This window comes from Pseudomonas brassicacearum (assembly GCF_003732175.1).
Lineage (GTDB): Bacteria > Pseudomonadota > Gammaproteobacteria > Pseudomonadales > Pseudomonadaceae > Aquipseudomonas > Aquipseudomonas brassicacearum_G.
The window spans coordinates 22,848-43,958 of record NZ_MOBI01000024.1 but is presented as its reverse complement, the minus strand read 5'-3'; the positions used below and the strand labels follow the sequence as shown (position 1 = coordinate 43,958).

General features: G+C 56.9%; 20 protein-coding genes. 2 read left to right on the top strand and 18 right to left on the bottom strand.

The window, feature by feature from the left end; genetic code table 11:
- Positions 1 to 445: 445 nt before the first annotated feature.
- Positions 446 to 631, top strand: coding sequence for a ribbon-helix-helix protein, CopG family (locus BK658_RS23255; RefSeq protein ID WP_123584353.1), 186 nt, complete (start codon positions 446 to 448; stop codon positions 629 to 631).
- 63 nt (positions 632 to 694) lie between these two features.
- On the opposite strand, the gene BK658_RS23250 is transcribed toward BK658_RS23255, so the two are convergent.
- Positions 695 to 2,353 carry a SulP family inorganic anion transporter gene (locus BK658_RS23250; RefSeq protein WP_123584352.1) on the bottom strand — a complete coding sequence of 553 codons (1,659 nt, stop codon included), beginning with the start codon at positions 2,351 to 2,353 and terminating at the stop codon, positions 695 to 697.
- Positions 2,354 to 2,515: 162 nt separating this feature from the next.
- Between BK658_RS23250 and BK658_RS23245 the strand changes: the two genes are divergently transcribed.
- Positions 2,516 to 2,746 carry a hypothetical protein gene (locus BK658_RS23245; RefSeq protein ID WP_123584435.1) on the top strand — a complete coding sequence of 77 codons (231 nt, stop codon included), beginning with the start codon at positions 2,516 to 2,518 and terminating at the stop codon, positions 2,744 to 2,746.
- 233 nt (positions 2,747 to 2,979) lie between these two features.
- On the opposite strand, the gene BK658_RS23240 is transcribed toward BK658_RS23245, so the two are convergent.
- The 17 genes from BK658_RS23240 to atpA form a co-directional block, all read right to left on the bottom strand.
- Complete coding sequence (locus BK658_RS23240; protein WP_123584351.1) at positions 2,980 to 3,531, bottom strand: metal-dependent hydrolase; 552 nt, start codon at positions 3,529 to 3,531, stop codon at positions 2,980 to 2,982.
- Between the two features lie 54 nt (positions 3,532 to 3,585).
- Positions 3,586 to 4,671 (bottom strand): fatty acid desaturase family protein, encoded by a 1,086-nt coding sequence (locus BK658_RS23235; protein WP_123584350.1) that lies wholly within the window; start codon positions 4,669 to 4,671, stop codon positions 3,586 to 3,588.
- Positions 4,671 to 5,777: a fatty acid desaturase family protein gene (locus tag BK658_RS23230; protein ID WP_123584349.1), complete on the bottom strand. Its 1,107-nt coding sequence runs from the start codon at positions 5,775 to 5,777 to the stop codon at positions 4,671 to 4,673. Before BK658_RS23230 ends, BK658_RS23235 begins: the two co-directional genes overlap by 1 nt.
- The gene (locus BK658_RS23225) at positions 5,770 to 6,909 is read right to left on the bottom strand and encodes a sterol desaturase family protein (RefSeq protein ID WP_123584348.1); all 1,140 of its coding nucleotides are present in this window, start codon (positions 6,907 to 6,909) and stop codon (positions 5,770 to 5,772) included. The genes BK658_RS23230 and BK658_RS23225 overlap by 8 nt, the downstream gene beginning before the upstream one ends.
- Positions 6,909 to 7,526, bottom strand: coding sequence for a phosphatase PAP2 family protein (locus BK658_RS23220; protein ID WP_123584347.1), 618 nt, complete (start codon positions 7,524 to 7,526; stop codon positions 6,909 to 6,911). The genes BK658_RS23225 and BK658_RS23220 overlap by 1 nt, the downstream gene beginning before the upstream one ends.
- Positions 7,523 to 8,806 (bottom strand): F390 synthetase-related protein, encoded by a 1,284-nt coding sequence (locus BK658_RS23215; protein ID WP_123584346.1) that lies wholly within the window; start codon positions 8,804 to 8,806, stop codon positions 7,523 to 7,525. Before BK658_RS23215 ends, BK658_RS23220 begins: the two co-directional genes overlap by 4 nt.
- The gene (locus BK658_RS23210) at positions 8,803 to 9,609 is read right to left on the bottom strand and encodes an MBL fold metallo-hydrolase (protein WP_123584345.1); all 807 of its coding nucleotides are present in this window, start codon (positions 9,607 to 9,609) and stop codon (positions 8,803 to 8,805) included. The genes BK658_RS23215 and BK658_RS23210 overlap by 4 nt, the downstream gene beginning before the upstream one ends.
- Positions 9,602 to 10,618, bottom strand: a complete 1,017-nt coding sequence (locus BK658_RS23205; RefSeq protein ID WP_123584344.1) for an NAD-dependent epimerase/dehydratase family protein — start codon at positions 10,616 to 10,618, stop codon at positions 9,602 to 9,604. The genes BK658_RS23210 and BK658_RS23205 overlap by 8 nt, the downstream gene beginning before the upstream one ends.
- Positions 10,615 to 11,622, bottom strand: a complete 1,008-nt coding sequence (locus BK658_RS23200) for a 3-oxoacyl-[acyl-carrier-protein] synthase III C-terminal domain-containing protein (RefSeq protein ID WP_123584343.1) — start codon at positions 11,620 to 11,622, stop codon at positions 10,615 to 10,617. Before BK658_RS23200 ends, BK658_RS23205 begins: the two co-directional genes overlap by 4 nt.
- Positions 11,623 to 11,641: 19 nt before the next feature.
- Positions 11,642 to 11,809: a hypothetical protein gene (locus tag BK658_RS30620; RefSeq protein WP_185019888.1), complete on the bottom strand. Its 168-nt coding sequence runs from the start codon at positions 11,807 to 11,809 to the stop codon at positions 11,642 to 11,644.
- Between the two features lie 662 nt (positions 11,810 to 12,471).
- A complete protein-coding gene (gene glmS, locus BK658_RS23190; protein ID WP_123584341.1) occupies positions 12,472 to 14,304 on the bottom strand; it encodes a glutamine--fructose-6-phosphate transaminase (isomerizing) in 1,833 nt (610 codons plus the stop codon).
- 1 nt (position 14,305) lies between these two features.
- Complete coding sequence (locus tag BK658_RS23185; protein WP_123584340.1) at positions 14,306 to 15,082, bottom strand: DeoR/GlpR family DNA-binding transcription regulator; 777 nt, start codon at positions 15,080 to 15,082, stop codon at positions 14,306 to 14,308.
- 206 nt (positions 15,083 to 15,288) lie between these two features.
- The gene (glmU, locus tag BK658_RS23180; RefSeq protein ID WP_123584339.1) at positions 15,289 to 16,656 is read right to left on the bottom strand and encodes a bifunctional UDP-N-acetylglucosamine diphosphorylase/glucosamine-1-phosphate N-acetyltransferase GlmU; all 1,368 of its coding nucleotides are present in this window, start codon (positions 16,654 to 16,656) and stop codon (positions 15,289 to 15,291) included.
- Between the two features lie 116 nt (positions 16,657 to 16,772).
- The gene (locus tag BK658_RS23175; protein ID WP_123584338.1) at positions 16,773 to 17,198 is read right to left on the bottom strand and encodes a F0F1 ATP synthase subunit epsilon; all 426 of its coding nucleotides are present in this window, start codon (positions 17,196 to 17,198) and stop codon (positions 16,773 to 16,775) included.
- A gap of 44 nt (positions 17,199 to 17,242) precedes the next feature.
- On the bottom strand, positions 17,243 to 18,622 hold the full coding sequence (atpD, locus tag BK658_RS23170) for a F0F1 ATP synthase subunit beta (RefSeq protein ID WP_019694391.1): 1,380 nt from the start codon (positions 18,620 to 18,622) through the stop codon (positions 17,243 to 17,245).
- Positions 18,623 to 18,649: 27 nt separating this feature from the next.
- On the bottom strand, positions 18,650 to 19,510 hold the full coding sequence (gene atpG / locus BK658_RS23165; protein WP_054594852.1) for a F0F1 ATP synthase subunit gamma: 861 nt from the start codon (positions 19,508 to 19,510) through the stop codon (positions 18,650 to 18,652).
- Positions 19,511 to 19,560: 50 nt separating this feature from the next.
- Positions 19,561 to 21,105 (bottom strand): F0F1 ATP synthase subunit alpha, encoded by a 1,545-nt coding sequence (atpA, locus tag BK658_RS23160; RefSeq protein WP_054594853.1) that lies wholly within the window; start codon positions 21,103 to 21,105, stop codon positions 19,561 to 19,563.
- Positions 21,106 to 21,111: the final 6 nt, after the last annotated feature.

The window sequence follows — 21,111 nt, the reverse complement described above, 5'->3', positions numbered from 1 at the left end:
GTCATCCAGCCAGCAGATTTTGCCTGCGGCACACTCAATTGAAATCGATGCCGACGCGCTGTATTTCCGGGGCGGATTGTACGTTTCAAATTGTTACAGAAACATAAACTTGACGTATTTTTTACGCATTTGTGAATGCTCACCATCCCTTTGGCGGGATCAGGGCCAAAACGGAAGAGCCAGATACGAATATCCCCAGGGTCAAGAGTCTTTCGTCAGAGTCTGTTGACGCAGCAACGTTCAGTCAAAAGCAATCCAGGCTGAGTGGTGATTGCCAAAAAAACGTTGCCACTCCCCCTCAATGAGCATCATTTCTGGCTGGAGCGTCTCTCCACTTATTGAGCCCAGTTGATCCAGCGAGCCGTCACGAACCTAACGATGACAAACAACGCCTCGGCCATTAGAATTTGATTAAAATCGAACGCCTTAGGGTACTGGCAACTCCATGGAAAACAAGACTGCACGACTGACTGTGCTCATTGATCCCGTCAAGAAAAAAGCCCTTGAGGAGCTCTGTGCATCTCAGGACCTGACGCCTTCACAGGTCGTCCGCCAGCTTATTCGAGACTACCTGGAGACACATGGCGTGTCCTACTCGACCAAAAGCAAAATAGCGGTCAATGGTAAGTAGTTCACTCGCCATGGAGTGGCACATCGGGAGCCCGCTCATCGCTCTGCCTACTAAAGCTCCAGCTCAGCCGAGGCGTGGCGCCTTGTCGATCTCGAAATCGCCCAATGCACCACTGAAGTCGGCATGATAATGCTCTGAACCAAGCGCTTGGAGTATTCCCGCTCTGTCCAGCTTGCCCAGGACTTTGTCGTTGGCTTCGCACAGCTTTACGACAATGCTGCGCTTGCGTAAGTGCTCAATGACTTCGAGCAGCGTTTGCAAGCCCGTTATGTCCATGAACGGCACTCGCTTTAGACGAATAATCAATGTCCCCGGATCGGTATGCGTTTGGGCCAGAACGCGCTCAAAGGTTTCTGCTGCGCCAAAGAAAAGCGGCCCTTCAATGGTGTACACCAAAACGCCAGGCGGCAGACGAACGTGCCCATTGATCCGTAACTCAACCTCAAGCTCCTTTTCGACCATTTGCTGCACTTCGACAGAAGATGCCATCCGACGCATGAATTGCAGCATTGCGAGAATGACACCAATGTTCACTGCAATCGCTAAATCGCTGAAAACGGTCAGGCTGAAGGTGATTAGAAGTATTGCCACGTCGGCTTTCGGGGCGCGCTTGACCATGCGCTGGAAATGCTTCAACTCGCTCATGTTGTAGGCGACCACAAACAGGATAGCTGCCAACGCACACAGCGGAATATCCGAAGCCAACGGCGCCAGGAATAAAATCAGCATTATCAATGTGAGCGCATGTACAAAACCCGCGATGGGACTGTTGCCTCCATTGCGGATGTTGGTAGCGGTTCGAGCAATTGCGCCCGTCGCGGCAAAGCCACCGAACAAGGGGGTGACCAGGTTAGCGATGCCTTGGCCGATTAACTCCTGATTGGAGTCATGCTTGGTACCGGCCATACCGTCGGCGACAACAGCAGACAGCAATGACTCAATGGCGCCCAACATTGCGATGGCGAACGCCGGGCCAATCAACTCAATCACTTGAGGCAGTGTTATTGCGGGAAGGCCGACCGCAGGCAATCCCTGAGGAATCCCCCCGAAAGCACTCCCGATCGTTGCAACGCCGGCGAACTGAAAATATGACTGCAGTGCCGTCACAACGACCATGGCGATCAAGGGGCCAGGAACACGTCTTATGCCAGGTATTTTGGGGGCGGTGATCACCAGCACCAGACTCGACAGTGCTAACAGTGTCGTGGGTACATTAAAGCTGGGGAGAGCCTGAACCAGGTGCCAGAGTCGCTCATGGAAATGCTCACCGCTGATTTTCGGCAAACCGAAGAAATCTTTCCACTGCCCGACCCAAATGATCACACCAATGCCGGCGGTGAATCCAACAATCACCGGGTCGGGAATGAACTTGATGATGGCGCCAAGCTTGGTGATACCGAGCAATAACAAAATCGCCCCGGCCATCATCGTTGCGATCTGCAAGCCATCAACGCCGTATTTGGCGGTCACTCCGGACAAAATGACGACGAATGCCCCTGTCGGGCCTGCGATCTGAAGACGGCTCCCTCCGAAAAGAGAAACCAGGAGACCACTGACAATAGCTGTGTAAATTCCTTGCTCCGGCTTGACGCCTGAGGCGATGGCAAACGCCATGGCCAAGGGCAGCGCCACAACGCCGACGATGACCCCAGAGACGATATTTCGAAGCCAGTGCTCAGGCCGTAACAGGCCTGCCTTCCAGGCTTCGCGTATCGCAATCATGACTAGCCCTCTCTGATGGCATGTGCATAATATTTACATGAAGTGATAATAGCAAAGCCACTGAAATACCCTTGGCACAGCATTCGCGACGCTCAAAAAACCAGTGTTGAATGATCCAGAATCATGTTCGTGGGCAAAATGAGTCCACGCTCGGAGATCCACATGAAACGCGAAGACGTCAAAACCAAACACGGTGAAGGCATGCACTTCGACACGCACGTGATAGTCAACCCGGCCAACACGCACGAGTGGATCATCCTGTTTAAAAAAGAGGTGGGAAGCAGTTATTTTCTGATCAATGACAATGAAGAAATCGAGTCATTTCGACACTTGGATGACCTGATCCATGAGCTTCGGGAGATCGGCATCAAGTCCGCTGAGATTCATTTCTGACTGTCTCTCCCTTGGAGAGGGATCATGTCAGTAGCGAGCGCTCTGATGAGGCAGCCGGATCACACGGATGAGTGCAGCTGGATGAGTATCCATTGTGGAACTACAAACCCACTGCCTTATCGATCGATACGCTGAGATGCTTCTTGGTGGGTGAGTCCAGGGTGGCGCAAAGGCAACTGGCAAGGAATACCGCTAGCCTTATCAAGAAGGGTTGGAGCAGAGCCGCCCCTCATCTAATTTTTCCCTGAGCTGTACTTAGCAGGCCATATCCATCGACCAGCAAGGAGAACAGCGGCCAGCCCCAGTGTGGGCAGCCACACCCATAAAATCTCAGACTGCAGCACTGCCCAGCCGCGCTGACTCAGAAACTGCGTCAGACCGATGGGGGACACTTCGATCGGCCTGAACGGCATGAACCACCGTAGCTCACTGAAGGGCCAGAACAAGGCAACCCCCAGGCCGCCATCGGTGCAGGCATCCAGTAATGGATGAGACACGGCCGCCAGGAAGAGAAAGCTGATGCACCGCCCAAGGCTCGCATGCAGTGACTTATGAAACACACTCGCCAGACAGCTAATGGCCAAGGCAAAGGCTATCGAATGGGCTGCACCGCGATGCCCCCAGGTGTCGGTATAGGCAATGCCCAGTTTGAATGAAATCACGTCGGCATCAGGTAGCGCGGCCAGCACCGCGCCCATGATCAATAACCTGGCGCTGATGTGGCGCCGCCCCATCACGGCTCCAACAATAAGGGGCACGACAGCATGGGTGATAATGCTAGGCATGGAGCGTTGTTCCTCACGGTAATAGCAGGAGTGAAGGCTGAAGGTCCTTCACGTTTAAACATCCGCCTCTTTGTTCGCGCCCATCGCACTGAGGAACCGCTGTTGGAGCCTCAGCATTTCACTGGGCCCGATACGCTGGTACTCAAGGCCGAAACGTGGAGCAACCTCGCTGATTAGCTGGCTTAAGGCCGGATAATGCCGGTGGCTCCAGTGCGGGAACAGATGGTGTGTCAGGTGCAGGTTGGCCCCGCCGAGCCAATACCCCAGCCAGCGCGGCGTTGTCTGCCAGTCAATGGTGGTATCAAACACATGGCGATACCGGCCGTGAGGTAATACGCCACTTTCCGGCGCCTGATAAAACTTCGCCTTTGCCCAATGAGTACCGATGATCAGCATCACGAACAGCAACGAGGAGAGCATTTGGCTGCCCAGATAAACCAGCACGATGTCGAGCGCGCTGATGGTCGGTGGCAAAACCCAGAGCGGGATCAACAGCGCCAATACCAGGTGCGTGCCTTTGCCAAACACAAACACACTCCAGCCGCGCACGCCGTGTTGCGCCATTCGCCTGGTAACCGGCGTTTGCCCCGCCCGGTCCAACCAGTCGAACAGAAAAATGTAACAAGGGAAGGTCATGGCCGCAACCAGTGGCCAGTAAAAGCGCTGCACTCGCATAAAGGGCTTCCAGCGCTGGAATGGGGTCTGGCGTAGAACACCATTGGGCTCAATATCGAGGTCGTAGCCCTCAACATTATTGTGCCAGTGATGAAAAATAACGTGCCGCACTCGCCAACAATCAGGATCAAGACCCAGTGGTATGCTGACTAGGCAATTGAGCCAGCGATTGGCCCAGCGTCGTTTGAAAAACGCATTGTGGGACGCATCATGGACCACGTTGACCGTGATAAACATGGCCGTAAAAATGAAGCCGAAGTAATAGCCGAAGTAAGCCCACCCTGTGGATTGCTCCAGGCTCACACCGTAAAACCCGGCACATAGCAGCACCAGCACCAGCAGCTTGGCGATCATCCAGGTATCGGCGAAACGATGATCATGATGCACCGCCAGATAGTCGCTGGCCGCCTGCATCAGTGCTCTATGCACATCAGCTTCATCGCGCTGGAATGCTAGCGGTTTCATTATTGGGGCACCCTGTCCATGGAAGTCTCCTGCCCCATCTGGCGCAGGAACTGTTGCTGTTGCCTCAGCAGTTCGCGATAGCCAATACAGCGATAGTCCATGCCGTGTTGCACCGCCAACTGTTCAATGATCGCCGCCAGCGCGGGGTAATGACGATGACTCCAGCCGGGGAACAGATGATGGGTCAAATGGTAATTCAGCCCACCGGTGAAATGGCGCAGCCAGGGAGGCGTGGTCAGCCAGTCGCAAGCCGTAGAGAAATTATGTCGATACCAGCCATGGGGCATTACCGCCGTATCAGGCGCACGATAAAATTGCGCCTGTGCCCAATGCGTACCAAGCAGCAAGTAAACCACCAATAACGACGCACACATCTGGCTCACGGCATACGCCAGCAGCACCGTCGACCAACTGATGCCATTGAGCTGACAAACAGTCAACGGCACCCCCAGCACCAATAGCAAATGGGTGACCTTGCTGACGACAAATACCGTCCAGCCCCGGCCTCCCGGCAACACGTCTTTTGACTTGAGTGGCGTTTTTCCTAATCGATCCGACCAGTCAAATATCCAGGCGACATAGGGCAGCGACAACGCCGCGATCACCGGCCAGTAAAGGTGTTGATAGCGCATGTGTGCACGCCAACGCTGGAACGGAGTCTGTCGGAAGATGCCGTTCTCTTCCGTATCCAGGTCGTAATGTTCGACGTTGGCGTAGACGTGGTGAAAATCGACGTGGCGCACCCGCCAGTAATCCGGATCCACACCCAACGGCAGCGTGGCCAAGCGCCCTACCAGGCGGTTGGCCCAAGGTGCACGGAAGAAGACGTTGTGAGAGGCGTCATGATTGACCACCACGTTGAACAGCATTCCCATCATCACAAACAGGAAGTAGCAACCGACAAACGCCCACGCATTGTGCTGCATCAGGCTCAAGGCATAGAACCCCGCGCACGACACCAGCAACAGCAAGGCCCTGGCGAGCAGCCAACCATCGGCATAACGGTGGTCATCCGCCAGATAGGCGCGAGCCGCGCGCTTGAGTGCTTGATGAAAGGCCTGCTCGCCATCAGCGGGAAAGACCAGGGGCCTGAGCGACTCAGCCATGAGATTGCTCCACCGCAGGCGCAGCGTCGGATCGCCGCCGGGTGCAAGACCACAACACCGCGACTCCGTGCACCCCAAGCGAGACAAGCACGACCTGCCAATCCCCCTGTGACCATCTCAGCAGCCCGAGAAACAGCACTGGCAGCCCCAATGAAATTGCCAGCCAACCCATTACGCTCCAGGCGCGCCCTTGCACCATGCCCGCCAGCGCCACCGGTCCCAGCGCCAACAAGGTGAACAGCGCGACTTGCGGCCAATGAACGTTGGTGTAGCCGTAGCCATATTCATAGACATAGGCAATCACCCCGACAAACACCAGCAGCGCACCACTGAAAACGGTCAGGTTCGAGCAACGCAAGCGTCCACCTTCATCGGACACGCTCACCGGCATGCGCATGTAGTGCAACAATGGCAGATTGCTCGCCCAGAATGGGTTTGCAGACGGCTTGGCGCCACCCACGCCATAGTCGAACGGCGCTTGCGGCAGGCTGGGACAAAACGTGCCGAACAGTTTGTCCCAGAAGACAAAACTGCCGCCAAAGTTCTTGTTCGAGTAGGCCATGTCTTTGACGTGATGTACCCGATGGTGGGCAGGCGTGACGAACACCGACTCCAGGACTCCCAACTTGGGCGTCAGTGCACTGTGATTAAACAGTTGAATTGTGTAATGCAGGATGGACACCGTGACAAACACCGACAACGGTACACCCAGCACAGCCAACACCATAAAGAACGGGATAGAGGTCAGTGACGAGTACCAAGAGTTGCGTACCCCCAATGACAGATTGAAATGCTCGCCCTGATGATGAACCACGTGCACCGCCCACAGCACACGCAAGTAGTGATGTGCCCGGTGCAACCAATAAAAACCGAAGTCCCAGGCAAACAGTGCAAATACCCAAGTCAGCACCGGTGGCCATGACTCAAACAGCGAGAGGCTGAAGTGGGTGGCGACATAGCCATAACAGGTGATTTCCAGCCCACGGAACAACCACAGCATGAGATGGCCGGAGTTCAGGTTGAACATCACGTCATGCCAGTTGACCACGTCACGCTGGCGCCACTGCACGACCAGCATCTCGCCAATCACCACCAGCAACATGAACAGGATGGGGAACGCCAGATCAATCATCACGCCACTCCTCTGACCGCACGATAGCGAATCAAACCAATACACCGCACCAGCCATCCAGCCACCAGTGCCAACAACGTACCGCTGGCCAGGTCAATCAACAGGTGACGGCGTAACTGCAGGATCGAAAAAGCAATCGCCACAGCCCATAGGATGAACAACACCGTTCTCACTTTGTGCCTTTCATCGCCAACTGCCCATACGGCCAGCACCGTCAGTGCCATGTGCAATGACGGTAAGCAATTTTGCTTTGAGTCGAACTGTGTTAATGCACTCAACACATCAGAACTGAGGCTGGTGCCGTAATCGAGCGGATAGACCATGGTCGTCGGCCACAACACATAAACGACCCCCGCCCCTATCGCAGTCAGTTGCATGGCCCTGGCCAACCGTTTAACCCGATCAAGCGGGGCAAGCAGGTAAGCCAACGGAATCATGATGAAGAACGACAGGTACAACCAAATGGCGTGCGGGCTGAATGGGATCAGGCGATCAATCAATGAGGGCGAGATGACAGTCCCCGCGTCTTGAAGACGGTCAGTGAGGTTGTAAACAACCCCCACAGATCCCCAACCTAGCAGCATGTGCCACAACCTTGGAAAGATTGCCTTGATCATGGATTCACCTGCCGAATGATTCGTCGTCTTTTCTGATCGAACGCTGGCATCACGGTCTGTACCGTCAGTTGCCACTCCAGTGGTTCGGTGGCGATCCCCTGTTGCTCGAGCACTGCCACGAGTTGCGCGTGACACTGTGCCAAGTCCTGTTGTGAACAGTCGGCAACGAGCTGTAAACGATGTTCGGCCTGTTGAATCAACCGGTAATCACTGGTCAGCGGCAACGCGTTGGCAATGGCCCGCGTGCACAGATCGGCAAATATCACCTGCGGCGTCCCCTGGCGATTGAGCAACAACAACTGGTCATCGCATCGACCTTCTATCCGTTCAATGGCCATGGTCGCTTGCCCGCACGGGCATGGGGTGGCCTTCCTGACCAGTACATCATCGAGCCGGTAGCGCACGATGGGTTGTGTGCTACGGGTGAAATCGGTGATCAACGGCGTAAAGCGATGCTCATCGATCCACTGTGGCTCGATGTAGAGAAATTCTTCATTCAAATGCAGCGTGCCGTGGGAACATGAAGCTGCCAGAAACCCCTCGGTGGCCTGATACACCTCACCGATGTCAGGAAACACCTGCTCCAGTATCCGTCGATCATGCATGTCCAGGACTTCGGCTACCGAGATCACTTTCTTGACGTTGAGGGCCAGTTGCTGATCGAGGACCGCGAGCGCTAGCGCCCTCAACACCTGGGCCGGCGCGACAATGATCGTCGGTGCCTGCTGCTGCAAGCGCGGCAGTTGCGCCGGGAAAGGCGCAAACAGATCGTAGAACTCCAGGCTCAGCCAGCGGTTGTTCACGTTGTGGTAGAGGTTGTTGTCCGCACGTAAAAACAGCGCGACGCGTTCACCGGCAAAAATACCTTCGGGCAGCATCTTTGCCAGCATGCCCCCGGCCCAGACCTGTTGCTCCCGCTCACTGACGACAAACACACCGCGCTGCCCCGACGTGCCAGACGACAACCCAACACTGTAGGCGCCGACCGTGGGGGTGAAGTCGCGTTCGGTTTCGCTGCGTCGGGCACACGCCAGTAACTGATCGCACTGCAATTGGGCGGTGTTCATCTGGTCGAACTGCGCCATCATCAGCGCCTTATCCATCAGCGGCCACTCGGTCACCGACAGCGCGCTGTAAGGGCGAAAATAGGGACTCTGTGCAAGGACCCGCCGAGCGAAGCGCTTCAGCTGTTTTGCCTGATAGGCTTGCAGCACCGCGCGATCGGTGAAGGTCAAACGCTGGGTACGAAAGTAGTGCCAGAGGGTCTTCACCGGGATCATAGGTCGCCCTCATGACACAGACGGATGTCGACATGACCGGCCGCCCACAGCTGGTTCAGTCGGCGGAGCGTGTCGTAATAGACGCGGGAATCATCCATCAGCAAATTGGCCAATACCGAGGGTCCGCGCAAGGTTTGATAGCTCTGGGCAGACCATCCGGCGTCACTGGCCAACAACGTCCAGCCTTCGTCGGTGAGAATGAACGCGCCGATATGCCCCGCCGCATGGCCTGGCAAAGGCACCAGGAAGATCTGCCCCTCACTTCCCGGCAGTTCAAAGCCGTGATCGAAAGGCGCCAACTGCTCAGACAAGCCCACCCGTGCAAAGCTCTCAATAAACTGCAGTCGTGCTTCAAAACTCTCCGGGATCAAGCCGGGAATGAAGGCCTGCTTCAGTGCCGCAAACCCACGCAACGTCCGGGTTTGTTGCCAACCCTGGCCCGAGCAGATGAAATTGGGCTGGTTGAAATCGCGCAGCCCGGCAATATGGTCGGCATGAAAATGCGAAAGGATCAGCCCCTCGATGTCATTGCCCGCCAAGCCTGCGGTGCGCAGTTGCTCGACCAATGACTCGCGTGGATCGAAGTACACTGGAGTGACCTGGCGGTACACACGAAAGAGGCCGGACTGCGTCTGCTCCTGGAAATGCGTCGAGTAGCCGGTATCCCATAGCCAGCGACGACTGCCTACCTCCAGCAGATACGCCCGCGCCGGGAACTTACACACACGCAGACCGGCCCCGCGTTGTGCCATGCAGGCGATATGGGTGCAGTAGCCCACCTCGAATTGGGTGACTTTAGCCATGAGCCGCCGCGCCCTGTTGCCTGAACCAGGCACCTGTTTGCTCGATCCCCTGCTCCATCGTGTAGCGTGGCGAGTACCCCAGTTCCTCAGTGGCGCGCACCTGGCTGAGCGTCATATCGAAATTCAACGCGGCGACGCTGTAGCGCGTCAGTTGCGGCTCTTTGCCCGTAGCGCAGCTCAGTAGCTCCAGCCCGCCGGCCAGTGCGTGCAAGAGTGGGTAGGGAATCGCCTGCAACTGATAGCGCAGGCCCAACTGTCCATGGAGCAAAAGATGCAGCATGTCAGCCAAACGCATCGGCTGGTGGTTGGTGATGTTGTAGGTCGCCCCGGAAGGCAAAGGGTTGCTGCGGCTCGCCAGGTCCATGGCGTGCACCACGTTGAGCACAAAGGTCAGGTCCAACAGCGCTTTGCCGCCGCCGGGAAGGCGCAACACGCCGCGATCGTGCTCAAGCCGGCTCAGCACCCTGGGCAGGATCACCCGATCATGTGGGCCGAACAGGCCACGGGGCCGCAAGATTACGTAGGTGGTGTTCGGATAGCGCGGCACCAGCGCCTGGATGCCCTGCTCCGCCGAGTACTTGCTGGCGGCGTAATGGTTGGCGAACCGTGGGGCGCGGTAGCTCTCGACGATTTCATGATGATGCTGGAAGTCAAAGTAGATCGAGGGCGTGGAGATATGAACAAAACGCCGAACACCGGCACGCCCCGCTGACTCAGCCAGTTTTTGCGTGGCAACCACGTTGGCCTGGTAGAAATCTTCCCGGCGACCCCACGGCGAAGACTTCGCCGCGCAGTGCCAGACCGCATCACACCCGCTCATCAATGGCTGGCATTGCTCAAGGCTTGCATGGGTTAAATCCAACGCCGTAAAGTCGGCGCCTAGCTCACGCAGGGCATTACCAACCTGGGTGTCGCGACCGGTGGCATGCACCTCATGACCAGCGTCGAGCAGCCACTGTGCTGCGTTTCGCCCAAGCCCGCTGGTGGCGCCGGTCAGCAGTACGTTCATGGCAGCAGGACCATGCCGGCCAAGGATAAACCAGCCGCTGTGCCGATGAGCATAGCTGGCTCGGCGCGATTAAACCGTCCGCTGGTGACCGCCGCGTGCAATGCCGTGGGGATCGATGCGGCCACCTGGTTGCCGTGATAGCGGTAGATATCCACCAACACGCTGGAAGAGACATTCAGGCGTCGACGCATATGTTCCAGCGACAGATGGCTGGCCTGATGCGGCACCACCGTGGCGATTTGTTCCAGGGTCAACCCGCTCGCCCCCAACAGACGAGCCAGGTAGTCCTCGATCAACGCCGAGGCTTGCCTGAACAATTGCTTGCCGCGCATCTGGAACAGGAAGTCGCGATCGGTCATGCCCGCGCGCGGATTGCGTCGTGTGCCGCCCGCCCGTATCTCACAGAGTCCGCTGCCTTGGGGGTGGGTTTCAACCAGGCTGGCGAGGATCCCACTGGTGCCATCGCCCCGTTCAATGATGGCGCACGCTGCACCGTCGCCGAAAATCAGCGAGGACTCTTCATCGTCCCAGTCGATCCCGCGTGACGCCAGGTCGGCCGACACGATCGCGATGCGTCGGTAAGTGCCGGCATTTAACAGCCCTGCGGCGACCTGTAGCGCCGAGATAAAGCTCACACAGCTGCTATTGATGTCGAAACCGGGGGTGCCGGGCGCCAACTGGGAGACCTTTAGGATGTGCACCGCCGTGCACGGCAATGCCTGCACGGAAATCGCCGAAGCCGAGATCAGCAAGTCGATTGATGCGGCGTCGATACCCTGGCGGTCCAGGGCGTCGTGAAGAGCGGCTGCCGCCAGCTCTGCCTGGCTGGCATCATCCGAGGCATGATAGCGATAGATAATGCCCGAACGCTTCTCGACATAGCCCGCAGGCTTGTTCAACAACTGATCAAGGTCGACCGACTCGACGCGATTGGGCGGTAGCGCCACGCCGGTGGCGATGATCTTGAGAGGAAGCAATGCGGGCGATGAAAAAGGTGACTTCATTAAATATTCGACCTTGAATTCAGCAATGAAGGACGGAAGGCCGACAGACATCGGAACCGAAGTTGTTGTTGCGCAGGGAGAAAAGACCGGCATTCAGCGAGGTCTTGCTCAGGGCATGGCGATGGATCACCCGCTCGGCGCGCAGCGCACAGGCCACTAGCACCCACGAAAAAGACCCAGCCAGCATATCGATTCCATCCATGGTGTGAGCGCTTGTTAGTTGTTGAGGAGACGGCGGATATTTATAAAACCGAAGGAACTTAGGAAGCCAAGGACGAGGCGATTGCCTCAAGTGCAGACACGGGAAAGAGTGGGGACTGTTCTCGAATGTCTATGACGTTTTCGGAAAAATCGAGTTGCAGCCACATCCCGACCTCCAGATCGGAAAGCAGCTGGTAAACGCGGTCTACCTTTGAACCCTGCACCTTGCGCGAACGTCCATGCGAGGGGACGACTTGGACCCGGAGCCATGGCTGGTAGTCCTCCCATATTCCCTTGGCCAAGGCTCTCCTTCACATAGCGATCCACATCGGCCTGTGTCTTTACTTTTCGGCCTCGCACAGCAATCTCCCGAGCATAAGGACAGCCTGCGCTACTCCTTCAGCAAATTTTCTAACTAACTCCTAGGAAATCTCTGGTAGGAGAGAAAGCCGTAAGCTGAGTGTGTAGCGTATTGCATCGTACTCAGCGCGACGGAAACCTGATGAGCGGCGAGGCCAAAAAAATGAAAACCCTTTGTATTTAAAGGGTTTGCCATTGTGTCGTGCTCAATTACTACTGTGTCAGACGTTATTATTCTATGTCAGTGTGAATTATTGAAAACCACGAGTTCCTGATCGCCGCTATGACTTACTCCACCGTCACCGATTTCGCCAGGTTACGCGGCTGGTCAACGTCAGTGCCTTTAAGCACAGCGACATAGTACGAGAGCAACTGCAACGGAATGGTGTAGAGGATCGGCGACAGGATGTCGTGGATGTGCGGCATGTTGACCACATGCGTGCCTTCGCCATTGCTCATGCCGGCTTTTTCGTCAGCAAACACAATCAGCTGGCCGCCACGGGCACGAACTTCCTGCAGGTTGGATTTCAACTTCTCCAACAGTTCGTTGTTCGGTGCCACTGTCACTACGGGCATGTCGTCGTCGACCAGCGCCAACGGGCCATGCTTGAGCTCGCCGGCCGGGTAGGCTTCAGCGTGAATGTAGGAGATTTCCTTGAGCTTCAGCGAACCTTCCATCGCCACCGGGTACTGTGCGCCACGACCGAGGAACAGTGTGTGGTGCTTGTCGGCGAACAGTTCGGCGACTTTTTCGACGGTGCTGTCCATCGCCAGCGCTTCGCCCAGTCGAGCCGGCAAGCGACGCAGCTCTTCCACCAGCTCGGCCTCCAGGTCTTTGGACAAGGTGCCACGCACCTGACCCAGAGACAGGGTCAACAGCAGCAGCCCCACCAACTGAGTGGTGAACGCTTTGGTCGACGCCACACCGATTTCGCGACCGGCCTGGGTCAGCAGCGTCAGGTCGGACTCACGCACCAAGGAACTGATACCAACGTTGCAGATCGCCAGGCTGGCAAGGAAACCCAACTCTTTGGCATTGCGCAGTGCAGCCAGGGTGTCGGCGGTTTCACCCGACTGAGAGATGGTCACGAACAGCGAATCGGGTTGCACGACTACTTTGCGATAGCGGAATTCGCTGGCGACTTCTACCTGGCACGGGATCCCGGCCAGTTCTTCCAGCCAGTAACGCGCCACCATACCGGCGTGATAGCTGGTGCCGCAGGCGACGATCTGCACATTGCGGACCTTGGCGAACAGCTCGGCGGCTTGTGGCCCGAAGGCTTGGACCAACACCTGATTCGGGCCAAGACGGCCTTCCAGGGTGCGTTGCACGACCGACGGTTGCTCGTGGATCTCCTTGAGCATGTAGTGACGGAACTCGCCCTTCTCGGCGGATTCGGTGTTATCGCGGTACTGCACCGCTTCGCGCTCGACAACGTTGCCGTCGATATCCCAGATCTGCACGCTGTCACGGCGGATCTCAGCGATATCGCCTTCTTCCAGGTAGGTGAAACGGTCGGTGACCTGACGCAGTGCCAGTTGGTCGGATGCGAGGAAGTTCTCGCCCAGACCCAGGCCGATCACCAGCGGGCTACCACTGCGAGCTGCGACCAGACGATCCGGTTGCTGCGCGCTAATAACAGCCAGGCCGTAAGCGCCGTGCAATTCTTTGACGGTGGCCTTGAGGGCGACGGTCAGGTCAGGGAGCTCCTTGAGCTTGTGGTTCAGCAGGTGGGCAATGACTTCGGTATCGGTGTCCGAAGTGAACACGTAACCCAGTGCCTTGAGCTGCTCACGCAGGGCTTCATGGTTTTCGATGATGCCGTTGTGCACCACCGCCAGATCGCCGGAGAAATGCGGGTGAGCGTTACGCTCGCATGGCGCACCGTGAGTCGCCCAACGGGTATGGGCAATACCCAGACGACCGGGCAGAGGCTCGGCGGCCAGTGCTTGCTCCAACTCGCTGACCTTGCCCGGGCGACGCATGCGCTCGAGTTTTTCACCGTTGGTGTAAACCGCCACACCGGCGCTGTCGTAGCCGCGGTATTCGAGGCGCTTCAGACCTTCGAGCAAAATGGCGGTGATATTACGTTCCGCGACTGCACCGACAATTCCACACATGCTATTTCTCCTGGCTGATTGCCGCGCATATCACGTTAATGCCGCGGGCCTGAATCTGATCGCGAGCCTCTTGTGGCAGGCGATCATCGGTAATAAGGGTATGGATGCTGCTCCATGGCAGCTCCAGGTTTGGAATCTTGCGGCCGATCTTGTCGGATTCGACCATCACGATCACTTCACGAGTCACGTCGGCCATCACTCGGCTTAGACCGAGCAATTCATTAAAGGTCGTGGTACCTCGTACCAGATCAATGCCATCGGCACCGATGAACAACTGATCAAAATCGTAAGAGCGCAGGACCTGCTCGGCGACCTGCCCCTGGAATGACTCGGAATGCGGGTCCCAGGTTCCCCCGGTCATCAACAACACCGGCTCATGTTCAAGTTCGCTCAACGCATTGGCGACGTACAACGAATTGGTCATGACGACCAGGCCTGGTTGTAGGCCAAGTTGTGGAATCATTGCCGCCGTGGTGCTGCCACTGTCGATAATGATCCGCGCATGTTCGCGAATCCGCGCCACCGCTGCTTGGGCAATGGCGTGCTTGTACCGGGAAACCGGTTGGCTCGGGTCACTGACCAACTCTTGCGGCATGGTGATCGCACCGCCGTAACGGCGTAGCAACAAGCCATTGCTTTCAAGTGCCGCCAGATCTTTGCGAATTGTAACTTCCGAGGTTTCAAAACGCTTGGCCAACTCATCCACACTGACTTCGCCCTGCTCAGTGAGCAAGGCAACGATATTGTGGCGACGTTGTGGTGTATTGCGCTTTGACATGAGCTGGTAAGTTTCGATTCGAAAGATATCGGAAGCAATCAAAACCTATCGGCGAAACTTCGTCAAGCCAGCACTTAAAAAAAACATCTGTGGATAACCTATAAAAAGATCGCAGCCTGCGGCAGCTCCTACGAGATGGTGTAAACGAAATCATCGTAGGAGCTGCCGCAGGCTGCGATCTCTTGATCTGACGAGCTGTGGATAACTCAGCTCTTCTGGACTTTCACCGGACGCTTCCAGCCATCGATATTCTTCTGTCGAGCCCGACCAACGGCCAGCTGGGATTTATCCACAGTCGAGGTAATCGTCGAACCCGCCGCAGTGGTCGCGCCGTCCAGGATATCCACAGGCGCTACCAACGAGTTGTTGGAGCCAATGAATACGTCTTCACCCAGGACGGTCTTCCACTTGTTGACGCCATCATAGTTGCAGGTGATGGTGCCGGCGCCAATGTTGGTCCGCGCGCCGACTTCGGCATCGCCCAGATAGGTCAGGTGGCCGGCCTTGGCGCCTTCACCCAGATGGGCATTCTTCAGTTCGACAAAGTTACCCACATGCGCGCGGGCTTCCAGCACAGTGCCCGGACGCAAGCGCGCGAACGGACCGGCATCGCTGCCCTCGCCCAATACCGCGCCTTCGATGTGGCTGTTGGCCTTGATGACCACGCCCTTGCGCAGGGTACTGTCCTTGATCACGCAGTTCGGGCCAATGACCACGTCGTCTTCGATGACCACACGGCCTTCGAGAATCACGTTGATGTCGATCAGCACATCACGGCCGACTGTCACTTCACCGCGCACATCAAACCGTGCCGGATCGCGCAACGTCACGCCCTGGGCCATCAGGCGACGGCCTTCGCGCAACTGATAGTGACGCTCAAGCTCCGCGAGCTGTTTGCGATCATTGGCGCCCTGCACTTCCATCGCGTCGTGAGGCTGCTCAGTGTCCACGATCAGGCCGTCGCTGACTGCCATGGCAATGACGTCGGTCAGGTAGTACTCGCCCTGGGCGTTGTTGTTGGAGAGCCGGCTCATCCAGTCGCCCAGATGACTGGCCGGCACCGCCAGAATGCCGGTGTTACCTTCAGTGATCGTACGCTCGGCTTCGCTGGCATCTTTGTGCTCGACGATAGCGGTCACCCGACCATCGGCGTTGCGCACGATACGGCCATAACCCGTTGGGTCATCGAGCTCGACCGTCAACAGCCCCATCTGCAGTGGTGCCACAAGCTTGAGCAGGCGTTGCAGCGTCGGGACTTCGATCAGCGGCACGTCGCCGTAAAGAATCAACACAGTGTCGGCGGTGATGAACGGTACAGCCTGGGCCACTGCGTGACCTGTGCCGAGTTGTTTGTCCTGCAACACGAAGTTCAAGTCATCTGCTGCCAGACGCTCGCGCACCGCGTCGGCGCCATGGCCGATCACCACGTGAATACGCTGTGGATCAAGTTGGCGGGCGCTGTGGATAACGTGGCCAAGCATGGAATTCCCCGCCACCGGGTGAAGCACCTTCGGCAGAGCTGAACGCATGCGAGTGCCTTGACCGGCAGCGAGAATAACGATTTCTAGAGACATGACTGGCTACCAATCCTGGGTGGTCAGCGGCTGCGACCAAGAGGTAATTTGCAAAAAAAGAAAAAGGGTAGCCGAGGCTACCCTTTTTAATCAATCACACAACAAGTCGTAACGGATTAACCGCCGAACTTCTTGCGGATCTGCTGGACGGTGCGCAGCTGAGCTGCAGCCTCGGCCAGACGTGCGGCAGCGGAACCGTAGTCGAACTCGGCGCCTCTTTCATGCAAGGCCTTCTCGGCAGCCTGAACGGCTTGCTGAGCGGAGGCTTCGTCCAGGTCGGCAGCACGTTGCACAGTGTCGGCAAGAACCTTGACCATGTTCGGCTGAACCTCGAGGTAACCACCGGAGATGTAAAACACCTCGGTTTCCCCACCCTGTTTTACCAGGCGGATCGGACCTGGCTTGAGTTCAGTGATCAGCGGAGCGTGACCCAGAGCGATACCAAGATCACCCAGGCTGCCGTGCGCAATCACCATCTCGACCAGACCGGAAAAGATTTCTCCTTCCGCGCTGACGATATCGCAATGGACTGTCATAGCCATCTGCTTGCCTCAACCTGATTAGCGCCCGTTGCCGGGCGCCGGGATTACAGTTTCTTGGCTTTCTCGATCGCTTCTTCGATGCCGCCGACCATGTAGAACGCTTGTTCTGGCAGGTGGTCGTAGTCACCGTTGAGGATGCCTTTGAAGCCAGCAATGGTGTCTTTCAGGGAAACGTATTTACCCGATGCACCAGTGAAGACTTCAGCCACGAAGAACGGCTGCGACAAGAAACGCTGGATCTTACGAGCGCGGGACACCAACTGCTTGTCGGTTTCCGACAGCTCGTCCATACCCAGGATCGCAATGATGTCCTTCAGTTCTTTGTAACGCTGCAGAACATACTGAACGCCGCGAGCGGTGTCGTAGTGGTCCTGACCAATCACGTTCGGGTCCAGCTGACGCGAAGTCGAATCCAGTGGATCTACCGCTGGGTAGATACCCAGGGAAGCGATGTCACGGGACAGAACGACGGTGGCGTCCAAGTGGGCGAAGGTGGTCGCTGGCGACGGGTCAGTCAAGTCATCCGCAGGTACGTATACCGCTTGGATCGAGGTGATCGAACCGTTTTTGGTGGAAGTGATGCGCTCTTGCAGAGTGCCCATCTCTTCAGCCAGGGTCGGCTGGTAACCTACTGCAGAAGGCATACGGCCCAGCAGTGCGGATACTTCAGTACCGGCCAGGGTGTAACGATAGATGTTGTCGACGAACAGCAGAACGTCGTTACCTTCGTCACGGAACTTCTCGGCCATGGTCAGGCCGGTCAATGCTACGCGCAGACGGTTTCCCGGCGGCTCGTTCATCTGACCGTAAACCAGTGCCACTTTGTCCAGAACGTTGGAGTCCTTCATCTCGTGGTAGAAGTCGTTACCCTCACGAGTACGCTCACCCACACCGGCGAACACGGAATAACCGCTGTGCTCGATGGCGATGTTACGGATCAGTTCCATCATGTTTACGGTTTTGCCTACACCGGCACCACCGAACAGACCGACTTTACCACCCTTGGCGAACGGGCAAACCAGGTCGATAACCTTGATGCCGGTTTCCAGCAGGTCATTGCCGCCAGCTTGTTCAGCGAAGGACGGTGCAGGACGGTGAATGCCCCAGCGTTCTTCGGTGTCAATCGGGCCAGCTTCGTCGATCGGGTTACCCAGTACGTCCATGATCCGGCCCAGGGTCGCTTTACCGACCGGTACGGAGATGGCTGCGCCGGAGTCCTTGACTTCCAGACCACGCTTCAAGCCCTCGGTGGAGCCCATCGCAATGGTACGAACCACGCCGTCGCCCAGCTGCTGCTGAACTTCAAGCGTAGTTCCGGCCGCGCTTTGTACTTCCAGCGCGTTGTAGATGCTCGGTACGCTGTCGCGTGGAAATTCCACGTCGATAACGGCGCCGATGATTTGAACGATACGTCCGCTACTCATAGCTGGATCCTCTGAATATTTGAACCGTTAAACCGCGGCAGCGCCGCCGACGATTTCCGAGATCTCTTGGGTGATCGCAGCCTGACGCGCCTTGTTGTAGATCAGCTGCAAATCGCTGATCAAGTCACCGGCGTTGTCGGTAGCGTTCTTCATTGCGATCATCCGCGCCGCTTGTTCAGCTGCGTTGTTCTCGACCACCGCCTGGTAGACCTGCGACTCCACGTAGCGGACCATCAAGCCGTCAAGCAGCTCCTTGGCATCCGGTTCGTAGAGATAGTCCCAGTGGTGCTTGAGTTCTTGATCCGGGGTCGCCACCAGTGGAATCAATTGCTCCACGGTAGGCTGTTGCGTCATGGTGTTGATGAACTTGTTGGACACCACGCACAGGCGGTCAATACGGCCGTCCAGGTAGGCATCCAGCATCACCTTGACGCTGCCGATCAGATCATTGATCGACGGCTCTTCACCCAGGTGGCTGATAGCTGCAACGACGTTACCGCCGAAGTTGCGGAAGAAAGCCGCACCTTTGCTACCAATCACGCACAGATCGATCTCGACGCCTTGTTCGCGGTTTACCGCCATGTCCTTGACCAAAGCCTTGAACAGGTTGGTGTTCAAGCCACCACACAGACCACGGTCACTGCTCACGACGACATAACCAACGCGCTTGATAGCACGCTCGATCATGAACGGGTGGCGATATTCCGGGTTAGCGTTGGCCAGATGACCAATAACCTGGCGGATGCGCTCCGCGTAAGGACGGCTAGCCGACATGCGCATTTGTGCCTTGCGCATTTTGCTGACCGCCACTTTTTCCATGGCGCTGGTAATTTTTTGCGTGCTTTTGATGCTCGCAATCTTACTGCGAATCTCTTTTGCGCCTGCCATGTAACACCTATCAGGTTAGCAAGCGGGAGCCTCTCGGCCCCCGCTGCGGCTTACCAGGTTTGGGTGGCCTTGAACTTCTCGATACCGGCTTTCAGGCCAGCGTCGATTTCGTCATTGAAGTCACCCTTCACGTTGATCTTCGCCATCAATTCGGCGTGATCGCGGTTGAAGTAAGCAATCATCGCCTGCTCGAAGCTACCGATTTTTGGAATCTCGATGTCTACCAGGAAGCCACGTTCGGCGGCATACAGGGACAACGACATGTCGGCAATGGACATCGGCGCATATTGCTTCTGCTTCATCAGCTCGGTAACGCGCTGACCATGCTCAAGCTGCTTGCGAGTGGCTTCGTCCAGGTCAGAAGCGAACTGGGCGAATGCAGCCAGTTCACGGTACTGAGCCAGAGCGGTACGGATACCACCCGAAAGCTTCTTGATGATCTTGGTCTGAGCGGCACCACCCACACGGGATACCGAAACACCGGCGTTCACTGCAGGACGGATCCCGGAGTTGAACATGGCCGATTCCAGGAAGATCTGACCGTCGGTGATCGAAATCACGTTGGTCGGAACGAACGCGGAAACGTCGCCAGCCTGGGTTTCAATGATTGGCAGAGCGGTCAAGGAACCGGTCTTGCCAGTCACGGCACCGTTGGTGAACTTCTCTACGTACTCTTCCGAAACGCGGGATGCGCGCTCCAGCAGACGGGAGTGGAGATAGAACACGTCGCCTGGGTAGGCTTCACGGCCTGGTGGACGACGCAGCAGCAGGGAAATCTGGCGGTAAGCCACTGCTTGCTTGGACAGATCGTCATAAACGATCAGCGCGTCTTCACCGCGGTCGCGGAAATATTCGCCCATGGTGCAACCGGAGTACGGTGCCAGGAATTGCAGTGCAGCCGATTCCGAAGCACTGGCAGCTACGACGATGGTGTTAGCCAAGGCGCCGTTTTCTTCCAGCTTGCGAACCACGTTGGCGATGGTCGATTGTTTCTGACCGATCGCTACGTAGACGCAGAAGATGCCGCTGTCTTTCTGGTTGATGATCGCGTCGATCGCCAGAGCGGTTTTACCGATCTGACGGTCACCGATGATCAGCTCACGCTGGCCACGGCCGACAGGGATCATGGCGTCGACAGCCTTGTAGCCAGTCTGTACAGGCTGGTCTACCGACTTACGCCAGATCACGCCCGGAGCAACTTTCTCGACCGCATCGGTCTCGGTGTTGTTCAGCGGACCTTTACCGTCAACTGGGTTACCCAGTGCGTCGACTACGCGACCCAGCAGTTCCTTACCAACCGGAACTTCAAGGATGCGGCCAGTGCACTTGGCGCTCATGCCTTCAGCCAGAGTCTGGTAAGAGCCCAATACAACGGCACCTACAGAGTCTTGCTCCAGGTTGAGGGCCATACCGTAGACGCCGCCCGGAAACTCGATCATCTCGCCGTACATAACGTCGGCCAGACCGTGAATCCGCACGATGCCGTCAGATACGCTGACGACAGTGCCTTCGTTACGGGCTTGGGAGGTCACATCGAGCTTTTCGATGCGGCCCTTGATAATTTCACTTATTTCGGAAGGATTGAGTTGCTGCATTGCTCT